This is a genomic window from Amphibiibacter pelophylacis (genome assembly GCF_037688875.1).
Taxonomy (GTDB): Bacteria; Pseudomonadota; Gammaproteobacteria; order Burkholderiales; family Burkholderiaceae_C; genus Amphibiibacter; species Amphibiibacter pelophylacis.
In genome coordinates, this window is the sequence record NZ_JAWDIE010000004.1 from 154604 (window position 1) to 174776 (window position 20173).

Annotated in this window: 19 protein-coding genes and 1 tRNA gene; 16 read left to right on the top strand and 4 right to left on the bottom strand. The window is 68.7% G+C overall.

The features are described from left to right. Positions 1-18 precede the first annotated feature (18 nt). A complete protein-coding gene (locus RV045_RS03945) occupies positions 19-945 on the bottom strand; it encodes a LysR family transcriptional regulator (protein WP_423234468.1) in 927 nt (308 codons plus the stop codon). A 110-nt stretch (positions 946-1055) separates the two neighbouring features. Here RV045_RS03945 and RV045_RS03950 point away from each other — a divergent pair, with 110 nt between their 5' ends. The 13 genes from RV045_RS03950 to RV045_RS04010 all read left to right on the top strand — a co-directional run bounded on the left by RV045_RS03950 (position 1056) and on the right by RV045_RS04010 (position 13484). After that, positions 1056-1757 (top strand): substrate-binding domain-containing protein, encoded by a 702-nt coding sequence (locus RV045_RS03950; protein ID WP_423234469.1) that lies wholly within the window; start codon positions 1056-1058, stop codon positions 1755-1757. 25 nt (positions 1758-1782) lie between these two features. Then, the gene (gene pobA / locus RV045_RS03955; RefSeq protein WP_423234470.1) at positions 1783-2970 is read left to right on the top strand and encodes a 4-hydroxybenzoate 3-monooxygenase; all 1188 of its coding nucleotides are present in this window, start codon (positions 1783-1785) and stop codon (positions 2968-2970) included. A gap of 366 nt (positions 2971-3336) precedes the next feature. Beyond that, on the top strand, positions 3337-4365 hold the full coding sequence (locus tag RV045_RS03960) for an amidohydrolase family protein (protein ID WP_423234489.1): 1029 nt from the start codon (positions 3337-3339) through the stop codon (positions 4363-4365). Positions 4366-4390: 25 nt separating this feature from the next. After that, a complete protein-coding gene (ligK, locus tag RV045_RS03965; RefSeq protein ID WP_423234471.1) occupies positions 4391-5074 on the top strand; it encodes a 4-carboxy-4-hydroxy-2-oxoadipate aldolase/oxaloacetate decarboxylase in 684 nt (227 codons plus the stop codon). Between the two features lie 10 nt (positions 5075-5084). Next, the gene (locus tag RV045_RS03970) at positions 5085-6422 is read left to right on the top strand and encodes an MFS transporter (protein WP_423234472.1); all 1338 of its coding nucleotides are present in this window, start codon (positions 5085-5087) and stop codon (positions 6420-6422) included. Between the two features lie 30 nt (positions 6423-6452). Then, the gene (locus RV045_RS03975) at positions 6453-7385 is read left to right on the top strand and encodes an amidohydrolase family protein (protein ID WP_423234473.1); all 933 of its coding nucleotides are present in this window, start codon (positions 6453-6455) and stop codon (positions 7383-7385) included. Between the two features lie 2 nt (positions 7386-7387). Continuing rightward, positions 7388-7828 carry a protocatechuate 4,5-dioxygenase subunit alpha gene (ligA, locus tag RV045_RS03980; protein WP_423234490.1) on the top strand — a complete coding sequence of 147 codons (441 nt, stop codon included), beginning with the start codon at positions 7388-7390 and terminating at the stop codon, positions 7826-7828. Between the two features lies 1 nt (position 7829). Continuing rightward, positions 7830-8699 carry a class III extradiol dioxygenase subunit beta gene (locus RV045_RS03985; RefSeq protein ID WP_423234474.1) on the top strand — a complete coding sequence of 290 codons (870 nt, stop codon included), beginning with the start codon at positions 7830-7832 and terminating at the stop codon, positions 8697-8699. A 9-nt stretch (positions 8700-8708) separates the two neighbouring features. After that, the gene (locus RV045_RS03990; protein ID WP_423234475.1) at positions 8709-9659 is read left to right on the top strand and encodes a Gfo/Idh/MocA family oxidoreductase; all 951 of its coding nucleotides are present in this window, start codon (positions 8709-8711) and stop codon (positions 9657-9659) included. Positions 9660-9749: 90 nt separating this feature from the next. Next, the gene (locus tag RV045_RS03995) at positions 9750-10655 is read left to right on the top strand and encodes a 4-hydroxyphenylpyruvate dioxygenase (RefSeq protein WP_423234476.1); all 906 of its coding nucleotides are present in this window, start codon (positions 9750-9752) and stop codon (positions 10653-10655) included. Then, a complete protein-coding gene (locus RV045_RS04000) occupies positions 10652-11575 on the top strand; it encodes a sugar phosphate isomerase/epimerase family protein (protein WP_423234477.1) in 924 nt (307 codons plus the stop codon). Before RV045_RS03995 ends, RV045_RS04000 begins: the two co-directional genes overlap by 4 nt. Continuing rightward, on the top strand, positions 11572-12612 hold the full coding sequence (locus RV045_RS04005) for an aldo/keto reductase (RefSeq protein ID WP_423234478.1): 1041 nt from the start codon (positions 11572-11574) through the stop codon (positions 12610-12612). Before RV045_RS04000 ends, RV045_RS04005 begins: the two co-directional genes overlap by 4 nt. Positions 12613-12650: 38 nt before the next feature. Continuing rightward, positions 12651-13484 carry a shikimate dehydrogenase family protein gene (locus tag RV045_RS04010; protein WP_423234479.1) on the top strand — a complete coding sequence of 278 codons (834 nt, stop codon included), beginning with the start codon at positions 12651-12653 and terminating at the stop codon, positions 13482-13484. 177 nt (positions 13485-13661) lie between these two features. Here the strand turns inward: RV045_RS04010 and RV045_RS04015 are convergent. The 3 genes from RV045_RS04015 to RV045_RS04025 form a co-directional block, all read right to left on the bottom strand. Further along, positions 13662-13736: transfer RNA gene (locus tag RV045_RS04015), tRNA-Val, on the bottom strand. A gap of 55 nt (positions 13737-13791) precedes the next feature. Then, positions 13792-14523, bottom strand: a complete 732-nt coding sequence (gene dnaQ, locus RV045_RS04020) for a DNA polymerase III subunit epsilon (protein WP_423234480.1) — start codon at positions 14521-14523, stop codon at positions 13792-13794. A 34-nt stretch (positions 14524-14557) separates the two neighbouring features. Further along, complete coding sequence (locus RV045_RS04025; protein WP_423234481.1) at positions 14558-16276, bottom strand: D-alanyl-D-alanine carboxypeptidase/D-alanyl-D-alanine-endopeptidase; 1719 nt, start codon at positions 16274-16276, stop codon at positions 14558-14560. Positions 16277-16357: 81 nt separating this feature from the next. Here RV045_RS04025 and tsaB point away from each other — a divergent pair, with 81 nt between their 5' ends. The 3 genes from tsaB to dnaG form a co-directional block, all read left to right on the top strand. Then, positions 16358-17842, top strand: coding sequence for a tRNA (adenosine(37)-N6)-threonylcarbamoyltransferase complex dimerization subunit type 1 TsaB (gene tsaB / locus RV045_RS04030; RefSeq protein ID WP_423234482.1), 1485 nt, complete (start codon positions 16358-16360; stop codon positions 17840-17842). Further along, positions 17839-18804 carry a uracil-DNA glycosylase family protein gene (locus tag RV045_RS04035; RefSeq protein WP_423234483.1) on the top strand — a complete coding sequence of 322 codons (966 nt, stop codon included), beginning with the start codon at positions 17839-17841 and terminating at the stop codon, positions 18802-18804. The genes tsaB and RV045_RS04035 overlap by 4 nt, the downstream gene beginning before the upstream one ends. Beyond that, the coding region (dnaG, locus tag RV045_RS04040) for a DNA primase (protein ID WP_423234484.1) at positions 18801-20173 on the top strand (1373 nt) is incomplete at its 3' end. The genes RV045_RS04035 and dnaG, both read left to right, overlap by 4 nt.

Genomic DNA, 20173 nt, shown 5'->3' on the forward strand with positions numbered 1-20173 from the left:
AAATAACCTGAGGCCGAATCACGCGGAAGCGGTCAGGGCGCCATAAGGCTGCATCGCGGCCAGAACCACCTGACGCAGCACGCTGACGACCTGCTGCTGCGTGGCGGTGAGCGGCCGGTAGGCGGACATGGCCAGCACCAGCTCGCACATCAGGCGCGGCCCGTGGATGGGGCGCAGCACAAACTGCTGCGCGTCCTCGAAGTGCGCCAGCGTGTAGGCGGGCAGCACGGCCGCGCCCAGCTCGTCCTGGACCAGGCCCAGGATGCCGTTCAGGCCATCGACCTCCATCACCACCTGCGGGCGGCGGCCGATCAGGCCCATTTCGCGCTCGATCAGCAGACGGAAAGCGTTGGGACGGCTGGGCAGCACCAGCGGCAGCTCGGCCACCTGTGCCAGGCGCAGCGCGCCCCCCTCGCCCGCCGCCGCCGAACCCCGGTGCGCGACCAGCACCAGCGGATCGTCATAGATCGGCTGCAGTTCGATCTCCGGGCTTTCGGGCGGGTTGTAAAGCAGCGCCAGGTCCAGGCTGCCCATGCGTAGCGCATCGAGCATCAGCACCGAAAAGCCCTCTTTCAGGCTGAACTGCGCATCGGGCATGGCCTGGCGCAGCGCGCGCGTCAGCGGCACCGTGACCAGGCGCGACAGGCTGGGCGGCAGGCTGATCGCCGCGTGTCCGGCCAGCGCGCCCCGCGCACGGCCCAGCTCTTCGCGTGCCAGCGCCATCTGGTGCAGGATGCCGCGCCCGTGCTCCAGCAGCAGCTGACCGGCCTCGGTGGGCAGCGCGCCGCGCCCGTTGCGGGTGAGCAGGTTCTGACGCAGTTCAACCTCCAGCAGGCGAATCTGGCGGCTGAGCGCAGGCTGCGCCACGCCCAGCGCCTGCGAAGCACGGGTGAAGCTGCCCAGTTCGGCGACTCGAACGAAGTATTCCAGCTGCTTGATGTCCATCCGTAAAAACCCTTATCGGCATAGCCCTGAACTCAGTATAACGCTTCGGCATAACTGCTAGAGCCCCGGTGGTCTGTTCAGCCCCGGGGTGCGCAGGAACAATGGGCTGCATGAAAACATCCGAAATCCCGGCTGCACTGCGCGGCATTTCCTCCATGGCCACCCGGCGGCTGCTGGCCGATCTGGCCCGCGCCTGGGGCACGGTGGGCGGCGTGGCGCTGCAGATTGAATCGGTCGGTGGCGTTGAAGCCGCGCGGCGCGTGGTAGCGGGCGAGGCGTTTGACCTGATCTTCCTGGCCAGCGACGCGCTGGAGCGCCTGGACGCCAGCGGTCATCTGCTGCCGGGCAGCCGCGTTGATCTGGCGCGCTCCGGCGTGGTCGTGGCGGTTGCGGCGGGCGCTCCCCTGCCCCGCCTGGACAGCGCCGCCACGCTGCGCGAAGCCGTGCGTGCCGCGCCCAGCGTCGGCGTGTCCACCGGGCCCAGCGGCGCGGCGCTGACGCAGCTTTTTGCGCGCTGGGGCCTCCTGGACGAGATTCAGCCGCGCCTGGTCACCGCGCCGCCCGGCACGCCGGTGGGCGAGCTGGTCGCGCGCGGCGAGGTCAGCCTGGGCTTTCAGCAACGCGCCGAGCTGATCCATCTGGAGGGCCTGACCCTGGCCGATCTGCCGCCCGACGCCCAGATCACCACCGTGTTTGGCGGCGCTATGGCGCGTCACAGCCCGCACGCTGCACTGGGCCGCGAGGTGCTGGCCTTCATGGCCGCGCCGGGCACGGCGGAAGCGAAGCGGCGCCAGGGGATGGACGCCGCGTGATTTTTCACCCCGACAAGGACGCCCCATGAGCCTTCCCACCCGCACGCAAGTGGCCATTATTGGCGCCGGCCCTGCTGGCCTTCTGCTGGGCCAGCTGCTGCACCGCGCCGGCATCGACGCGGTCATCCTTGAGCAGCGCAGCCCCGATTACGTGCTGTCGCGCATCCGCGCCGGAGTGATCGAGCAGACCACGGCCGACCAGCTCGCCCAGGCCGGTGTCGCTGAACGCATGCACCGCGAAGGCCTGATCCACCACGGCTTTTCGCTGTGCGTGGACGGCCAGCGCCAGCGCATCGACCTGAGCGAGCGCACGGGCGGCCAATCGGTCATCGTCTACGGCCAGACCGAAATCACCCGCGACCTGATGGCGGCCCGCGCTGCTACGGGTCTGCCCACGGTGTACGAGGCCAGCAACGTGACACCGCTGGATTTCGACAGCCCCCACCCGCGCGTGCGCTTTGAGAAGGACGGTCAGACGCACGAACTGGCCTGCGACATCATCGCGGGCTGCGACGGTTTTCACGGCGTCTGCCGCGCCAGCGTGCCTGCGACCGCCATCCAGCAGTACGAAAAGGTCTATCCCTTTGGCTGGCTGGGCGTGCTGGCCGACGTACCGCCGGTCGATGACGAACTGATTTACGTGCGCCACGCGCGTGGCTTTGCCCTGTGCAGCATGCGCAGCCGCACGCGCAGCCGCTACTACCTGCAGTGCAGCCTGGCCGACAGCCCGGACGCCTGGAGCGACGACGCCTTCTGGGCCGAACTGCGCCGCCGCCTGGACCCGCAGGCTGCCGCGGCTCTGGTGACTGGGCCCTCGATCGAGAAAAGCATCGCGCCCCTGCGCAGCTTTGTCGCCGAACCGCTGCGCTTTGGCCGCCTCTTTCTGGCCGGAGACGCCGCCCACATCGTTCCGCCCACCGGGGCCAAAGGCCTGAACCTGGCCGCTTCCGACGTCGGCTACCTGTTTGAGGCCATCGCGGGCTTTGCCCGCAGCGGGCAGGAGGACGAGCTGGCGCACTACTCGACCCGCGCGCTGGCCCGCATCTGGAAGGCTGAACGCTTCAGCTGGTGGTTCACCAGCCTGATGCACCGCTTCAACGGCGAAGCGGTTGGCTTTGACGAAAAAATGCAGGACGCCGAACTGGCCTACCTGATGAACTCGGACGCGGCGCAGACCGTGCTGGCTGAAAACTACGTCGGACTGGGCCTGTGAGGCCTGACCTGCACGGACTCTTTTCTGATCTGAAAACCCAAGGAGACTCACCATGACCCCCGCCCGCCAACTCACGGCATCCCGGCGCTGATGGTGGTCGAGATCGGCCTGGTTCACCCGCCCGTGGGCATGAAAGTCTTCATCATCAACCGCCTGTACGGACCTTTGGTGGGTAAATCCACCGGCCCTCATCGAACAACAGGCATACCCCGACCCACTGCATAGCGCTTTGGCATAACTGCTAGAGCGCCCAAGGTCTGGGCAAGCGTCCACCCGGCGGGAAAAATAGGGGCCATGACACGCCGCTGGCCCCACCCGCCGCCACCCACACCTCCTGCAAGGACCCCCATGAGCCGCAACACACCCTTGATCATCGATGTGCATGGCCACTACACCACGGCCCCGGCGGCGCTGGGCGCCTGGCGCGATCTGCAGGTCGCCGCTTTGAGTGACCCCTCGCGGGCGCCGAAAGCGTCCGAGCTGAAAATCAGCGACGACGACATCCGCGAAACCATCGAGACCAACCAGCTGCGCCTGATGCGCGAGCGCGGCAGCGACCTCACGATCTTCAGCCCGCGCGCCAGCTTCATGGCGCACCACGTGGGCGATTTCTCCACCAGCAGCACCTGGGCGGCGATCTGCAACGAGCTGTGCTACCGCGTCAGCCAGCTCTTCCCCGATCACTTCGTGCCCGCCGCGATGCTGCCGCAAAGCCCGGGCGTCGATCCGGCCACCTGCATCCCCGAACTGGTGAAGTGCGTGGAGCAGTACGGCAACGTCGGCATCAACCTGAACCCGGACCCGTCCGGCGGCCACTGGACCAGCCCGCCGCTGTCCGACCGCCACTGGTACCCGATCTACGAAAAGATGGTCGAGTACGACATCCCGGCGATGATTCACGTCAGCACCAGCTGCAACGCCTGCTTCCACACCACGGGCGCGCACTACCTCAACGCCGACACCACGGCCTTCATGCAGTGCCTGACCAGCGACCTGTTCAAGGATTTCCCGACGCTGCGCTTCCTGATCCCGCACGGCGGCGGCGCGGTGCCCTACCACTGGGGCCGCTTCCGGGGTCTGGCGCAGGAGCTGAAAAAACCGCTGCTGCAGGACCACCTGCTCAACAACATCTTCTTCGACACCTGCGTCTATCACCAGCCCGGCATTGATCTGCTGACCCGGGTGATCCCGGTGGACAACATCCTGTTCGCCAGCGAAATGATCGGCGCCGTGCGCGGCATCGACCCCGAGACCGGCCACTATTTTGACGACACCAGACGCTACGTGGCCGCCACACCCCACCTGACCGAGGCCCAGCGCCACCAGGTGTTTGAAGGCAACGCGCGCCGCGTTTTCCCGCGCCTGGATGCGCGCCTCGCCGCCCGGGGCCTCTGAGCCCGCACTGACACAGGAGACTGACATGTACGAACTTGGCGTGGTTTACCGCAACATCACCCGCACCGAAAAATCCGTCAGCGACGAACTGGCCGGATTCGGTTCCGCCACCGTCCACGAGGCCCTGGGCCGCGTCGGCCTGATGAAGCCCTATATGCGCCCGATCTACCCCGGCTGCCAAGTCAGCGGCACGGCCGTGACGGTGCTGCTGCAGCCCGGCGACAACTGGATGATGCACGTGGCCGCCGAACAGATCCAGCCCGGTGATGTGGTCGTCGCCGCCGTCACCGCCGATTGCACCGACGGCTATTTCGGCGATCTGCTGGCCACCAGCTTCCAGGCGCGCGGCGCCCGCGCCCTGATCATCGACGCGGGCGTGCGCGACGTGAAAACCCTGCAGCAGATGAACTTTCCGGTCTGGTCCCGCGCCATTTCCAGCAAAGGCACGATCAAGGCGACGCTGGGCAGCGTCAACATTCCCGTGGTCTGCGCCGGGGCCTTTGTCACGCCGGGCGATGTCATCGTCGCCGACGACGACGGCGTGGTCTGCGTGCCCCGCGCCATGGCCGCCGCCGCGCTGGAGGCCTCCGTCAGGCGCGAAAGCTTCGAGGGCGAAAAACGCGCCAGACTGGCCAGCGGCGTGCTGGGCCTGGACATGTACAAAATGCGCGAACCGCTGGCGGCTGCGGGTTTGCGGTATGTCGGTTGAGGGCACGGCGATGACTGCCACCACCATCACTGGACACGGCAGCGCTGCTGCGCCGCCGCTGCCCCAGCGTCAGGCCATGCTGGCCGTGGGCTTTTCCTGCCTGGGCTGGGCATTCGATCTGTTTGATCTTTTCATCCTGCTGTATGTGGCACCGGTGCTGGCGCGCCTGTTTTTTCCTTCGGATGTGCCCATGCTGTCGCTGGCAGCGGTCTACGCTTCGTTCACGGCCACGCTGCTGATGCGTCCGGTCGGCGGCATGCTGTTCGGCCCGCTGGCCGATACGCACGGACGCAAACGCGCCATGGTCATTGCCTCGGTGGGCGTGGGCACCAGCACCGCGCTGATGGGCGCGCTGCCGACGCTGCAGCAGGTCGGCGTGCTGGCGCCGCTGCTGTTTCTGGCCTTGCGCCTGATCCAGGGCGTGTTCATGGGCGGCATGGTCGCTTCGACGCACACGCTGGGCACGGAATCGATCGCGCCGCGCTGGCGCGGTCTGGCCTCGGGCATCATTTCGGGCGGGGGCTCCGGCGTCGGCAAGCTGATGGCCTCTCTGGTCTTTCTGCTGGCCAGCACGCTCTTCCCCGGTCCGGCTTTCGACGAGTGGGGCTGGCGCGTGATGTTCTTCAGCGGTCTGCTCAGTTCGGTGCTGGGCCTGCTGGTCTTTACGCAGCTGCAGGAATCGCCGCTGTGGGCTTCGCTGCAGCAGCACAAGGCCGCCGCGCCGGTGAAGCGCGAAAAACCGCCCGCCCGGCGCCTGCTGGAGCCCGGCAACCGGCGCGCCGCCGCGATTGGCATCGCACTGACGTTTGCGGGCGGCGCGCTGTCTTATCTGACCTCGGGCTATCTGCCCAGCTTCCTGCGCCTGGTCAGCCATCTGCCCGCGCAGGAGACCGGCCTGATCCTGAGCGCCTGCGCCTTTGCCGTGATGACCAGCTCCGTGCTGGCGGGCTGGATCACCGATCTGATCGGCCGCCGCAAGGCCATGGCGATCTACGGGCTGATCAGCCTGGTGGGCATTCCACTGCTCTACCGTGCGCTGGGTGGGGCAACATCCACAGCCGAGATCGCCTGGCTGGCCGTAGCGCTCAGTGCGCTGGGCACGCTGGCTTACGCCCCGCTGCTGATCGTGCTCAATGAGCTGTTTCCCACCGCCATCCGATCAACCGGGACGGCGGTGTCCTGGAACATCGGCTTCTCGCTGGGCGGAGCCACGCCGGTGCTGGTCTCGCTGCTGTCGGCGCAGGCCACCGGCCTGGCTGCGACGCTGGTGGGCGTGACCGCCGTCATCGCCCTGCTTTACCTGCTGGCCCTGGCGTTCACGCCAGAAACCCGTGGCGCGATGCGCTGAGCCGACCCCAGATTATTCAAGAACTGCACCATGAACAAACCCACCTCAGGCGATTGCACCAAAACCCCCGGCTGGCTGGACTGGTACGCGGGCCCGAGCCAGCCGGCGTTCCGGCTGCCGGCCGGGGCGGTGGATGCGCACTGCCACGTTTTTGGCCCCGGCGCCGAGTTCCCCTACGCGCCCGAGCGCAAGTACACGCCCTGCGACGCCAGCAAGGCGCAGCTCTTTGCGCTGCGCGACCATCTGGGCTTTGCGCGCAACGTCGTCGTGCAGGCCACCTGCCATGGCGCCGACAACCGCGCCATGGTCGATGCGCTGCAGCACAGCGGTGGCCATGCGCGCGGCGTGGCCACCGTCCGGCGCAGCATCAGCGATGCCGAACTGCAGGCGCTGCACGAGGCCGGGGTGCGCGGCGTGCGCTTCAACTTCGTCAAGCGCCTGGTCGATTTCACGCCCAGAGACGAGCTGCTGGAGATCGCCGCGCGCATCAAACCGCTGGGCTGGCACGTGGTGATCTACTTCGAGGCGGTCGATCTGCCCGAGCTGTGGGATTTCTTCACCGCACTGCCGACCACCGTCGTCGTGGACCACATGGGCCGCCCCGACGTCAGCCTGCCGGTGGACGGGCCGCAGTTCGGGCTCTTCCTGAAATTCATGCGCGAGCACCCCAACGTCTGGAGCAAGGTCAGCTGCCCCGAACGCCTGTCGGTCACCGGACCGAAGGCGCTGGACGGTGAGCGCAGCGCCTACGCCGATGTCGTGCCTTTCGCGCGCCGCGTGGTGGAAGAGTTCCCCGACCGCGTGCTGTGGGGCACCGACTGGCCCCACCCCAACCTCAAGGACCACATGCCCGACGACGGCCTGCTGGTCGATTTCATCCCCCACATCGCACCGACGCCCGAACTTCAGCGCAAGCTGCTGGTCGATAACCCGATGCGGCTGTACTGGCCCGAGGAGGCATGACCATGGCCCTGGACAAACCCTATCAGGACATTCCTGGCACCACGATTTTCGACGCGGAGCAATCGCGCAAAGGGTATTGGCTCAACCAGTTCTGCACCAGCCTGATGAAGGCGGAGAACCGCGCCCGCTTCAAGGCCGACGAGCGCGCCTACCTGGATGAGTGGCCGATGACCGAGGCGCAGAAAGCCGCCGTGCTGGCGCGTGACCTGAACGCCTGCATGGCGCAGGGCGGCAACATCTACTTCCTGGCGCGCATCGGCGCCACCGACGGCCTGTCCTTCCAGCAGATGGCCGGGTCCATGACCGGCATGAGCGAGCAGAAATACCGCCACATGATGGTGTCGGGCGGCCGCTCCATCGAAGGCAACCGCTACCTGGGCGAGGACGGCGACGCCCAGCCCCACCGCCAGCCGCAAGGCCAGGCCGGACACACAAAGGATTGACATGGCCCGCATCACCGCATCCGTTTACACCTCGCACGTGCCCGCCATCGGCGTGGCCATGGATCTCCAGAAAACCGGGGAGGATTACTGGAAGCCGCTGTTCGCGGGCTATGATTTTTCGCGCCGATGGCTCAGGGACAATCGCCCGGACGTGATCTTTCTGGTCTACAACGACCACGCCACGGCCTTCAGCCTGGACCTGATCCCCACCTTCGCGCTGGGCACGGGCGCGCAGTTCAATCCCGCCGACGAGGGCTGGGGCGCGCGGCCGGTGCCCGTGGTCCAGGGCCACCCGGAGCTGGCCAGCCACATCGCGCAAAGCGTCATCCAGCAGGATTTTGATCTGACCCTGGTCAACAGGATGGATGTCGATCACGGCCTGACCGTGCCGCTGTCGCTGATGTGCGGCGAGCAGGATCCGGTGCACGGCGCCTGGCCCTGTCCGGTCATCCCTTTTCACGTCAACGTGGTGCAGTACCCCGTGCCCTCGGGCCAGCGCTGCTTCCAGCTCGGCCAGGCCATCCGCCGCGCCGTCGAGAGCTTTGACGAAGACCTGAACGTGCAGATCTGGGGCACGGGCGGCATGAGCCACCAGCTGCAGGGCGCGCGCGCCGGGCTGATCAACCGCGAGTGGGACAACGCCTGGCTGGACCAGATGATCGCCGATCCGGCCGCCTGCGCCGCCACACCGCACATTGATTACGTGCGCGAGGCCGGCAGCGAAGGGATCGAACTGGTGATGTGGCTGATCGCGCGCGGCGCCATGAGCGACGTTGCGGGCAGCGGCCGCCCGCCGCGCGTCGCGCACCGCTTCTACCATGTGCCTGCCAGCAACACGGCGGTGGGCCACCTCATTCTGGAAAACGCATAAGGATTCCCCATGACAATCAAAGTCGCACTCGCTGGCGCTGGCGCCTTCGGCATCAAGCATCTGGACGGCATCAGGAACATCGAGGGCGTCGAGGTGGTCTCGCTCGTCAGCCGCGATCTGGACAAGACGCGCCAGGTGGCCGACCAGTACGGCATCGCCCACGTCAGCACCGAACTGGCCGACAGCCTGGCGCTGAAGGAAGTTGATGCCGTCATCCTGTGCACGCCCACGCAGATGCACGCCGCGCAGGCCAATGCCTGCCTGGAAGCGGGCAAGCACGTGCAGGTCGAGATCCCGCTGTGCGACGTGCTGGCCGAGGGCGAGGCGCTGCTGGACCTGCAGCGCAAAACCGGCCTCGTGGCCATGTGCGGGCACACGCGCCGCTTCAATCCCAGCCACCAGTACGTGCACCAGCGGATCACGGCGGGCGAGTTCAGCATCCAGCAGATGGATGTGCAGACCTATTTCTTCCGGCGCAGCAACATGAACGCGCTGGGCCAACCGCGCTCCTGGACCGACCACCTGCTGTGGCACCACGCCGCGCACACGGTTGACCTGTTCGCTTACCAGTCTGGCTCGCCCATTGTGAAGGCCAACGCCCTCCAGGGCCCGATCCACCCCACGCTGGGCATCGCCATGGACATGAGCCTGCAGCTGAAAGCCGAAAACGGCGCGATCTGCACGCTGAGCCTGTCCTTCAACAACGACGGCCCGCTGGGCACTTTCTTCCGCTACATCGGCGACACCGCGACCTACCTCGCGCGCTACGACGACCTGTACACCGGCAAGGACGAGAAAATTGACGTCAGCCCCGTGGCCGTCAGCATGAACGGCATCGAGCTGCAGGACCGCGAGTTCTTCGCCGCCATCCGCGAAGGCCGCGAGCCCAATGCCAGCCTGGCGCAGGTGCTGCCCTGCTACCGCGTGCTGCACGGGCTGGAGCAGCAGCTGGGCGCCTGAGCGGACAAGACCCCCAAGCCGGTCTTTCCGTCCACCCATCCTCCCGGCCACCCCGTGCCAGGATGCACCCATGACTTGCAGGAGAGCGCAATGAGCGATCAGCCCATGGTCCGCGAGGACATTCCCAGCCCGCCCAACCCCCTGGGCATGGACGGCATCGAGTTCGTCGAATACGCCACCCACCGCCCGCAGGCGCTGGGCCAGGTGCTGGAGGCCATGGGCTTCTGCCCGGTCGCCCGCCACCGCTCGCGCGAGGTGACGCTCTACCGCCAGGGCGGCATGAATCTGGTCGTCAACGCCAGCCCCGACGACAGCCGCGTGGTCGCTGCGCGCGACAGCCAGCCCGTGCTATCGGCGGTGGCCTTTCGCGTGCAGGACGCCCAGCGCGCCCACGCCCACTGCCTGGATCTCGGCGCCTGGGACGTGCCCAGCCACGCGCGCGGCATGGAGCTGCACATTCCGGCCATCCAGGGCCCCGGCGGCAGCCGCTTTTACTGGGTGGACCGCTGGCGGGATTTCTCCATTTTCGACATCGATTTCGTCCCGATTCCGGGCGTGGACACGCACCCCCCGGCGATCGCGGGCATGGATTATTTCGGCCTGGTGCAGTACGTCGGCCTGGATCGCGCCAGCGACTGGCAGGCCTGGTACGGCCACCTGCTGGGCTTCACGCCGCTGCCGGACGACGAACGCTTTGGCATCCTGCCCAAGGGCCGGGTGCTGCGCAGCCCCTGCCACCGCTTTTTCTGGCAGCTTATCGAGCCCGAAACCTGGGGCGACGCGATCACGCCCAGCAGCGAATACCTGCAGCGCATCGGCCTTGGCACGCACGACGTTTCTGGCGCCGTGCAGGCGCTGCAGGCGCGCGGCGTGCGCTTTGTCGAAGCCGCCGGGCTGCGCCAGGGCGAGACCGGCGCCCACGGAGCCCTCACGCGCGGCGAGCTGGGTGGGGTGGCCTTCGAGCTGGTGCGCCGCCCCGAATGGAGCGTGTCATGAAGCGCCTGGACGGCTTTGGCATGGACACCATCACCCTGGCCGGACCGCTGGAGGCCCGGCTGGCAGCCATGCAGCGCGCCGGATTCAGCCAGGTGATGTTGTCGGCGCGCGATCTGGTCGGACACCCAGGCGGCGTCGATGCGGCCGTGGCCGCCGTGCGCGCCAGTGGCCTGCGTCCGACGGGCTTTCAGGTGCTGCGCGATTTCGAAGGCCTGTCCGATCACCTGCACCACTACAAGGTGGATATCGCGCAGAGCATGCTGCAGATGTGCGCCGCGCTGGGCAGCCGCGTGCTGCTGGCCTGCTCGTCCACCTCGCGCCACGCCAGCAGCGATCCGGACAAGCTCGCCCGCGATCTGCACAAGCTGGCCATGATGGCGCTGCCGCTGGGCATCCGCGTCGCCTACGAGGCGCTCTCCTGGGGACGTCACGTCAACGAATTCACCCAGGCCTGGGACCTGGTCGAGCGTGCCAACGCGCCCAACCTGGGCATAGGCATCGATTCCTTCCACATCTTCGCCAGCGAAACGCCCCTGGACGCGCTGGAGCAGATCGACCCCGACAAAATCTTCCTCGTCCAGCTGTCGGATTTCATGTGGCAGGACACGCCCACCTTTGAGGACCGCATGCAGACAGCGCGCACCTTCCGCGTCTTTCCCGGCGAAGGCGTGCACAGCGAGGCGCTGGCGCAACTGGTGCTCAAGCTGGACGCCATCGGCTACGCGGGCGATTACAGTTACGAGGTTTTTAACGACGATTACCAGCAGTTGCCGCTGGATACCGTGGCCGAGCGCGCCCGCGCCAGCACACTGTGGCTGGTCCACGAGGTGCTGCACCGCAGCGCGCCGCTGACGCTGCCGCCCGGCCTGCGCGCCCTTCGCGGCACTCACCCCGGCACTCACCCTGGAGCTTATGCATGACGGATTCTTCCCAGCCTTCTTCGCTGTCTTCTCCCCGCCCTCTGGGCCGCGCCCGTGTCCAGGCCATCGGCCTGGGCTGCATGAACGTCTGCCACGCCTACGGCGCCGCCCTGCCCGACGAGCAGGCCCGCGCGCTGATCCGCCAGGCGCTGGATCTGGGCGTGGATCACTTCGACACGGCCACGCTCTACGGCTTTGGCGCCAGCGAAACGCTGGTCGGCCAGGCGCTGCGCGGCGAGCGCCAGCGCTTTTTCCTGGCCAGCAAATGCGGCATGGGCGGCGTGGATGTGGAAGGTAGCGGGCGCCTGGTGCGCGTCATCGACGGCCGCCCCGCCACCTTGCGCGCGCAGTGCGAGGCTTCGCTGCGCCGCCTGCAGACCGATCACATCGACCTGTACTACCTGCACCGGCACGACCCGCGCGTGCCCATCGCCGAGAGCGTGGGCGAACTGGCCCGGCTGCAGGCCGAGGGCAAAATCGGCGGCATCGGCCTGTCGGAGGTGTCGGTGGCGCTGCTGCGCCAGGCGCACGCCGAGGCGCCCATCACCGCCATCCAGAACGAGTTCTCGCTGTGGACGCGCAACCCCGAAATCGCGCTGCTGGACGCCACCCGCGAACTGGGCGTGGCGCTGGTCGCTTTCAGCCCGCTGGGCCGGGGTTTCCTGACCGGCCGCCTGCGCCAGGTGGACGATCTGGCCGCAGGCGACATCCGCCGCCACATGCCCCGCTTTGCCCCGGACGCCTACGCCGCCAACCTGCGCCTGCTGCCTGCCCTGCAGGCGCTGGCCGACGAGGCCGGCTGCTCGCTGGCGCAACTGGCGCTGGCCTGGGTGCTGGCGCAGGGGACGCACGTGCACGCCATCCCCGGCACGCAGCGCGCTGAACACCTGCGGGAGAACCAGGCCGCACTCGGCCTGACGATCCCGCCCGGGCTGATCGCACGGGCCAGCGCCGCGCTGCGCCACGAGCAGGTGGTCGGCGCACGCTACAACGCGCAGGGCACCAGCGAGGTGTTTTCCGAAGAGTTTGCCTCCTGAGCCGCGCAGCACCGCAGTTCTTTTCTGAAAGCAGTCCCATGATCAACGGCCACACCGAACTCATCGCCCACATCGGCTACCCGACGCACAGCTTCAAGTCGCCGATGATCTACAACCCCTGGTTTGAAAAGACCGGGGTCAACGCCCTGGTCGTGCCCATGGGCTGCCAGAGCGCCGATTACCCGGCCTTCCTGCGCAGCCTGTTCACGCTGACCAACATCCGTGGCGCGCTGATCACCATGCCGCACAAGGTGGTGACGGTGGGGCTGCTCGACGAGGTCACGCCCACCGTGCGCGTGGCCGGGGCGTGCAACGCCGTGCGCCGCCTGCCGGACGGGCGTCTGGGGGGCGATCAGTTCGATGGGGCCGGTTTCGTGCGTGGCGTGCAGCGCAAGGGCCTGGCCCTGGGCGGCGCCCGCGTGCTGGTGGTGGGCAGCGGCGGCGTGGGCTGCGCCATCGCGGCCTCGCTGGCCGGATCAGGCATCGCGCACATCAGCGTGTTTGATGTCAACGCCGCCGCCGCAGAAGGCCTGGCGCAGCGCATCCGCGAGAACTACACGGATATCGACGTCGCCACCGGCCACTGCGACCCGGCGGGCTTCGATCTGGTCGTCAACGCCACGCCCATGGGCATGAACGAGGGCGATCCCCTGCCCATTGACGTCTCGCGCCTGTCGCCGGACACCTTTGTCGGCGAAGTCGTCATGCGCACCGAAATGACCGCCTTCCTGACCGCCGCCGCCGCGCGAGGCTGCCGCGTGCAGGTGGGCTCGGACATGCTCTTCGAGATGATTCCCGCCTATCTGGAATTTTTCGGCTTCCCGTCCGCCACCGCGCAGGAGCTGCGCGAGGTGGCGCGGCTGGCATATTGAGGCGCGTGCTGGCCGAAGGACAAGGCGATCTGGTCCGAAAAACCGACCTGAGCGGACTGCGGGATCAAATCGACTTCCGCTTTAGCGGGATGGATGCCCATTTCGCCCGGCCATCCGTCTAAACCCCGCGCACCAGAAACAAAAAGGCCCTGCATCGCTGCAAGGCCTTGAATGTACTGGTGGGCGGTACAAGATTCGAACTTGTGACCCCTGCCGTGTGAAGGCAGTGCTCTACCACTGAGCTAACCGCCCGAATTGTGCACTGTACCGCTGTAAGAGCGGCATCGCAAAAATCGGTAAGCAAAGATTATGGCACAGCTTTGGGCCACTTGAGCTTGCCGCCGCTGGATTTGTCGATTTCGGACAACATCGCCTGGTGCGCGGCCAGCTCCTCGGCGCTGGCGACGGGCACGGGCAGCTCCAGGCCGCGCAGCGCGGGGGGCAGGCTGCGGCGCAGCGCCTTTTGGCCGTTGACGCTACTGGCGCCGGAAGCCTCGTCGCGTTCGCCGAACAGGGTTTTCTGGCCGCGCGTCATGCGCACGAAAACCTCGCCCAGCAGCCCCGCGTCCAGCAACGCGCCGTGCAGGGTGCGGCCGGTGTTGTCCACGTCCAGGCGCTTGCACAGCGCGTCCAGCGAGTTCATCTTGCCCGGCCAGGTCTGACGCGCCAGCACCAGCGAATCGGTGATGGTGCTGGCCAGATCCTTCAGGCGCGGCTGGCCGCAGGACGAAAACTCGGCGTCCAGAAAGGCCGTGTCGAAGGGCGCGTTATGGATGATGACCTCGGCGCCGCGCAGGTAATCGGCCAGCTCGCGGGCGATGGCGGCGAAGAGGGGTTTGTCGCTCAGGAACTCGGTCGTCAGGCCGTGTACGCGCAGTGCGCCTTCGCTGCTGTCGCGCTCGGGGTTAAGGTAGAAATGAAGGTCGTTGCCTGTCGGTTCGCGGCCGATGTACTCCACACAACCGATTTCGACGATGCGGTCGCCCTCGTCGGGCGAGAAGCCGGTGGTTTCGGTATCGAGAAAAATCTGGCGCAGCATGGGGGCGTCCGTGAAATTAGAGGTCTGGCGGCGGTCAGTTCTGGGTGGCGACCCAGTCGATCAGGACATCAAAAGCCCGGGCGGCCTTTTCAGCGCCCGCGCCATTGACCAGCGCCACCAGGGTGTACATGCGGCCATTGCGCCCGCGCACATAACCGGCCACGGCCTTGACGTCGCGCAGTGTACCGGTCTTGAGGTGGCCGCTGCCCGGCGTGGCGTGCGATTTGCGCAACGTGCCATCCACCCCGACCAGCGGCAGGCTGCTGACAAATTCGGGCATCACCGCACTGCCCCAGGCCGTCTGCAGCAGACGCGTGAACTGGACGGCCGAGAGCTGCGTGTGGCGCGACAGTCCCGAGCCGCTGTCGATCACGAAGCTGCCGGGCGCCAGGCCCAGGCGGTCCTGCATCCAGCCCGACAGGCTGGCACGGGCATCGTCCAGCGTGACCGAAGGCAGGGGCGACAGCGCAGGTGGCAACGCAGCGGCCGAAGCTGCGCTGGCCGCTTCTTCCGGGTCAGAGGCCGGCTCAGCCGGTGCGGGCGCGCGGCGCTGCTGAAGCGCCATGGTGAGGAAAATCTGCTGCGCCATCACGTTGTTGCTGTATTTGTTGACGTTGCGCACCACCTCGGCCAGGGGCGGCGAATCCAGCGACCAGGTCGGCGGTGCCAGCGGCGCGGCGCCGGAGCGCACCTGCCCCGTCAGCGTGCCACCCATGGCCGTCCAAAGCCCCTGCAGCGCGCGGGCGTTGAAGTGTGCCGGATCCAGCGCCAGCGACCACTGGCGCACGCCGCAGGCCGCCGGGTAGCGGCCCGAAAACGCCACACCGCTGGCTGTGAGCTGGCGGCCCACGCGGCTCTGCCAGTCGCCGCAGGGGCCATCGGCCAGCGGCACGGTCGGCGGCACAGCCAGCCCGGCCAGCGGCGGCAGGGCCTCGACCTGCGCCACGCCTTCAAGAGGGCGCGGCGTGAAGGCCAGCGTCACCGCCTTGTAATTCAGCAGCAGCGCGTCGGGCTGCACGTTGTAGCTGCGGTCGCCCTCGCCATCAAAAGCGGCCGGGTCGGTCTGGGGCAGGCGAAAGGCCTGGTTGTCCAGAACGATATCGCCTTCGATGCGGCGCACGCCCTGCTGCCACAGCGGCCACAGCGCCAGCCACAGGCGCTCGACCACCAGCTGCGGGTCGCCCTGGCCCTGCACGACCAGATCGCCCTTGAACGTATCGCCCTGCACGCGGCCCTGCAGCCACACCGGCGTCTGCCAGCGCCAGGCTGGGCCCAGCGTGTCCAGCGCGGCGAAGGTGGTGAAGAGCTTGGTCGCCGACGCCGGGTTGCGCGGCGTGTCGGGCGCCACCGCCAGCAGCGGCGCGGCGGCCGCATCGCCCGCCGCCTGCACCACCACCGACACGGCGCCCGGCACGATGCCGGCCTGGGTGAAGGCGCTCTGTACCGCGTCGGGCAGGCGCGAGGACTGCGCGGGCGGCAGGCGCTGCGGCGCCGGGGTGGCGGCAGCACTGACTTCAGCCGGCATGGGCAGGCTGGCGGCATCGGCGCTGGCCAGCTGCCAGCTGGGGTAATCGATCTGGTCGGATTCGGGAGCAGCGGGCGATTTCAGCGCCTGCGGCAGCGCCGCCAGCAGGCGGGTGCTGGCCTGCGGCACGGCCGGGACCAGCCACAGGCCCAGCGCGACACCAGCGCCTAAAACAGGCAGCGCCAGCCAAGGCGAAGTGAGTGAACGGCGGCGGGAAGAGAGAGACATATCGGGTCCAGGGGGTCGGGTGGCTCTATTACACTGGCGGTTTGGCGAGTGTAAACCCGCTCTCTCGCCGGGCAGGATGCGATGGGTGAACCTGGAATGACGCTGATTCTGGCGCTGGACGCGTCGTCCGACGTGCTGGCTGTGGCGCTGTCGGCCGCTGACGATCACGGCCACGCCGTCTGGGCGTGGCAGGGGCCGGGTGCGGCCCAGGCGTCCAGCCAGGCGCTGCCTGCGCTGCAGGCCCTGCTGCACGCAGCCGGGCGCACGCTGGCCGACGTGGACGCCATCGCCTTCGGCCAGGGCCCGGGCGCTTTCACCGGCTTGCGCCTGGCCTGCTCGGTCGCCCAGGGGCTGGCGTTTGGTCTGGGCAAGCCCGTTCTGCCGCTGTCCAGCCTGGCGCTGGTGGCTCAGGCCGCGTGGCTGGCCCTGACGGCCACCGAAAGCCGCCAACCTGAGGACCTGGCGCGCACGCCCCTGCAGGTCGCCATTGATGCGCGCATGGATGAAATTTACGGGGCCCGCGTGCAAGCCGTGCTGGACGCCCAAGGCCGCGTGACGCAGTGGCAGCATCCCGGCAGTGGCCGCATCCAGCCCACCCTGATGTCCACCACGGCCTGGGGGGACGCCCTGCCGCAGACCGATCCGGATCATCCCGGGCTCATCCTGGGGAACGCGCCGCAGCGTTTGGCCGCGCAGATCGTGCCCGCAGAACTGGCCCAGCGCGGCTGGCACGCCGCCGATCTGACGCTGGATGCGATCCGCGAAGCAGGCTCCAGCGCTGCCGGAATCGTCCCGCTGACGCTGCGTCTGGACACCCGGGACCGGCTGCTGGACGCGCCCGGCGGCCCGCTGCCCTGGCGCGCGCTGGGGTTGGCGACGCTGGCGCAGCAGCAGTGGCGCCAGGCGCACAATCACGCGGACGCCGCCGCCGCCGGGCTGCTCGTGCCGCCCGAAGCGGCGCTGCCGCTGTATGTGCGCGATCAGGTCGCGCAGACCACCGCCGAGCGCGACGCCGCGCGCCTGGCGCGCCAGCAGGATCAGGCCAAGGCGCAGATGCAGGCCGCCCCCCCGGCAGCGCCGACGCCCGTGCTTCGCGCCCTGACCCTGAACGATCTGGACGCCGTCCTGGCCGTGCAGCAGCAGGCCTACTCGGCCCGGGGCTGGACCCCGCCCTGGAGCCGCGGCCAGTTGGCCACCAGCCTGGCGGCGGGCGAGACGCTGCTGGGCGAGTTTGCGGGCGACGCCAAAGGCGCCCCGCTGTGCGGCTGGCTGGCGGGCCAGGTGGCCGCCGACAGCGCCGAGCTGCAGGGCCTGGCGGTGACGCCAGACGCCCAGCGCACGGGCGTTGCGATGCGCCTTGTCGCCGCCTGGAAAGACGCCGCCCGCCAACGCGGCGCGCGCGAGATGTTCCTGGAAGTGCGCGCCAGCAACGACGCCGCGCTGGCGCTTTACCGCGCCGCCGGTTTCACCGACTGCGGCCTGCGCAAGACCTATTACAGCCAGCCGGTGGAAGACGCACGGGTGCTGCGCTGCGGCCTGACCGGTTCAGCGGGCGACGCATCATGAGCCTGGCCACGCGCGACGACCCCCTGCTGCTGGACGCCAGCGCCCAGGCCGCGCTGGGCCATATGGGCCTGCGCTGGGTGGAGCTGGTGCAGCGCACCCCGGCGGAGCCCAAGGCTGCGCCAGAACCCCAAGCGGGGGCGGTGACGCCCGTTGCAGCTCCGGCGCAGGCGCCTGCTTCGGCAGCGCCAACATCGCCCGCATCTCCCACATCGCCAACATCTCCCGCACAAACCACCGCCCGAGCGCCACGCGCACCCCTTCAGCCTGCGCCACCCGCAGCGCCCGCCCTGCCGCCAGTCCGTGACGCGATCACGCTTCAGCCTTTGGGCGAGCGTCCGGCCCAGCCCGTCAGCCAGAACGCCTGGCAGGACTGCCGCGAGTGCCAGCGCGGCGCGCGGCGCCAGCAGGCGCTGGCCGGTTGGGGGCCGTGGCAGGCCGATGCGCCGCAGCCCGCGCCCCGGCTCTGGCTGGTGCTGGACGCGCCCTCCCGGCAGGATGATCAGCGCCCCGACGCGCTGCTGGCCGACGCCCGGGGGGCGCTGCTGGACCAGTTCCTGCGCACCTTGGGCTGGACGCGCCAGGACGTGGCGCTGACCTGGGCTGTGCAGTGCTTTGACGGCAGTGGCGCCGACAGCGCTCCCGATGCCAGCGCACTGGCCGCCTGCCAGCCCTGGCTGGCCGGACGCGTGGCCGCCCACCGCCCCGCCGCCCTGCTGGCGCTGGGCCGCCAGGCCGCGCTGGCGCTGGTCGGCGGCCAGGCGCCGCTGCGCGATCTGCGTCAGCGCCAGCACGCCGTTTCGCTCCCTGGACAGGATCAGCCGCTGCCGGTGATCGCCAGCTTCGCGCTGGATTTCCTGCTGGGCAACCCGGTGTTCAAGGGTCCGGCCTGGTACGACTGGTGCAGCGCCGCCGCGCTGGCGGAAGAATCTGGCCCGCGCACGTCGCAGGACGACGGCGCATGATCCCGCCGGGGTTTGTCAACGAGCTGCTGGACCGCACCGACATCGTCAAAGTCGTCGGACGCGCGGTCAGCCTGAAAAAGGCCGGAGCCCTGTTCAAAGGCCTGTGCCCGTTTCACGGCGAGAAAACGCCCAGCTTTGTGGTGACGCCGCAGCGCGGCACCTGGCACTGCTTTGGCTGCGGCGTGCACGGCAACGCGGTGGGCTTTCTGATGGATCACCACGGCCTGGGCTTTGTCGAAGCCGTGCAGGATCTGGCCAGCATGGCGGGCATGACGGTGCCGGAAGAACGCCCCGCCACGCCCGCGCAGCGCGCCCAGCGCCAGCAGCAGGTGCGCGAGCAGCAGACCCTGGTCAGCGTCATGACGCAGGCGCAGGAGCGCTATGTGCAGCAGCTGGCCGCCACGCCGCGCCCGCGCAGCTATCTGGATCGGCGTGGCCTGAACGAGGCCGTCATCCGCACTTACGGCCTGGGGTACGCCCCGGCTGGCTGGGATTTCCTGGCCCGCCACCTGCCCGCCGACCCGGCCGAACAGGCGCTGTGGGTCACTGCTGGCCTGGTTATCGCCAAGGGCGACGAGGACAGCGACACCGCGCCCGACCCGGGACGCACGCGGCGCCACCACGACCGCTTCCGCGACCGTGTGATGTTCCCGATCCGCTCGGTCAAGGGCGACATCATCGGATTTGGCGGGCGCGTGCTCGACCAGGGGGAGCCCAAATACCTCAACTCGCCCGAAACGCCGGTTTTCAGCAAAGGCAAGGAGCTTTACGGCCTGTACGAAGGCCGTCAGGCCATCCGCAAACAGGGCTACGCCCTGATGGTCGAAGGCTATATGGACGTGGTCGCGCTGGCGCAGTCGGGCCTGGGCAACGCGGTGGCGACGCTGGGCACGGCCTGCACGGCCGATCACCTGCACAAGCTGCTGCGCTTCACCGATTCGGTCGTTTTCGCGTTTGACGGCGACGCTGCCGGACGCCGCGCCGCCGTGCGCGCACTACAGGCCGCGCTGCCGCTGGCCACCGACACGCGGCGGCTGCGCTTTCTCTTCCTGCCGACCGAGCACGATCCCGACAGCTTTGTGCGCGAACTGGGCCTGGACGCCTTTCGCGCCCAGGTTGACGCCGCGCTGCCGCTGTCGCGCCTGCTGCAGCAGCATGTCACAGAAGGGCTGGATCAGGGCAGCGCCGAAGACCGCACGCTGGCGCTGGCGAGGGCGCAGCCGCTGTGGAGCCAGTTCCCCGAAGGCCTGCTGGCCGAGCAGGTGCTGATCGAGCTGGCCCGCTGGGCCGGGATGGACCCGGAGGCCGTACGCCGCCACTGGCAGGCGCAGGCCCAGGCGCGTCAGGGACCGGGCAGCGGCACCGCGAT

Bases quoted from the DNA above. Each gene is read 5' to 3' on its own strand.
- RV045_RS04010 (WP_423234479.1), top strand. From the start codon at position 12,651: ATGATCAACGGCCACACCGAACTCATCGCCCACATCGGCTACCCGACG.
- RV045_RS03995 (WP_423234476.1), top strand. From the start codon at position 9,750: ATGAGCGATCAGCCCATGGTCCGCGAGGACATTCCCAGCCCGCCCAAC.
- RV045_RS04005 (WP_423234478.1), top strand. From the start codon at position 11,572: ATGACGGATTCTTCCCAGCCTTCTTCGCTGTCTTCTCCCCGCCCTCTG.
- RV045_RS04035 (WP_423234483.1), top strand. From the start codon at position 17,839: ATGAGCCTGGCCACGCGCGACGACCCCCTGCTGCTGGACGCCAGCGCC.
- RV045_RS04000 (WP_423234477.1), top strand. From the start codon at position 10,652: ATGAAGCGCCTGGACGGCTTTGGCATGGACACCATCACCCTGGCCGGA.
- RV045_RS03950 (WP_423234469.1), top strand. From the start codon at position 1,056: ATGAAAACATCCGAAATCCCGGCTGCACTGCGCGGCATTTCCTCCATG.
- ligA (WP_423234490.1), top strand. From the start codon at position 7,388: ATGGCCCTGGACAAACCCTATCAGGACATTCCTGGCACCACGATTTTC.
- dnaQ (WP_423234480.1), bottom strand. From the start codon at position 14,523: ATGCTGCGCCAGATTTTTCTCGATACCGAAACCACCGGCTTCTCGCCC.
- ligK (WP_423234471.1), top strand. From the start codon at position 4,391: ATGTACGAACTTGGCGTGGTTTACCGCAACATCACCCGCACCGAAAAA.
- RV045_RS03985 (WP_423234474.1), top strand. From the start codon at position 7,830: ATGGCCCGCATCACCGCATCCGTTTACACCTCGCACGTGCCCGCCATC.
- RV045_RS03990 (WP_423234475.1), top strand. From the start codon at position 8,709: ATGACAATCAAAGTCGCACTCGCTGGCGCTGGCGCCTTCGGCATCAAG.
- pobA (WP_423234470.1), top strand. From the start codon at position 1,783: ATGAGCCTTCCCACCCGCACGCAAGTGGCCATTATTGGCGCCGGCCCT.
- RV045_RS03945 (WP_423234468.1), bottom strand. From the start codon at position 945: ATGGACATCAAGCAGCTGGAATACTTCGTTCGAGTCGCCGAACTGGGC.
- RV045_RS03975 (WP_423234473.1), top strand. From the start codon at position 6,453: ATGAACAAACCCACCTCAGGCGATTGCACCAAAACCCCCGGCTGGCTG.
- RV045_RS04025 (WP_423234481.1), bottom strand. From the start codon at position 16,276: ATGTCTCTCTCTTCCCGCCGCCGTTCACTCACTTCGCCTTGGCTGGCG.
- tsaB (WP_423234482.1), top strand. From the start codon at position 16,358: ATGGGTGAACCTGGAATGACGCTGATTCTGGCGCTGGACGCGTCGTCC.
- RV045_RS03970 (WP_423234472.1), top strand. From the start codon at position 5,085: ATGACTGCCACCACCATCACTGGACACGGCAGCGCTGCTGCGCCGCCG.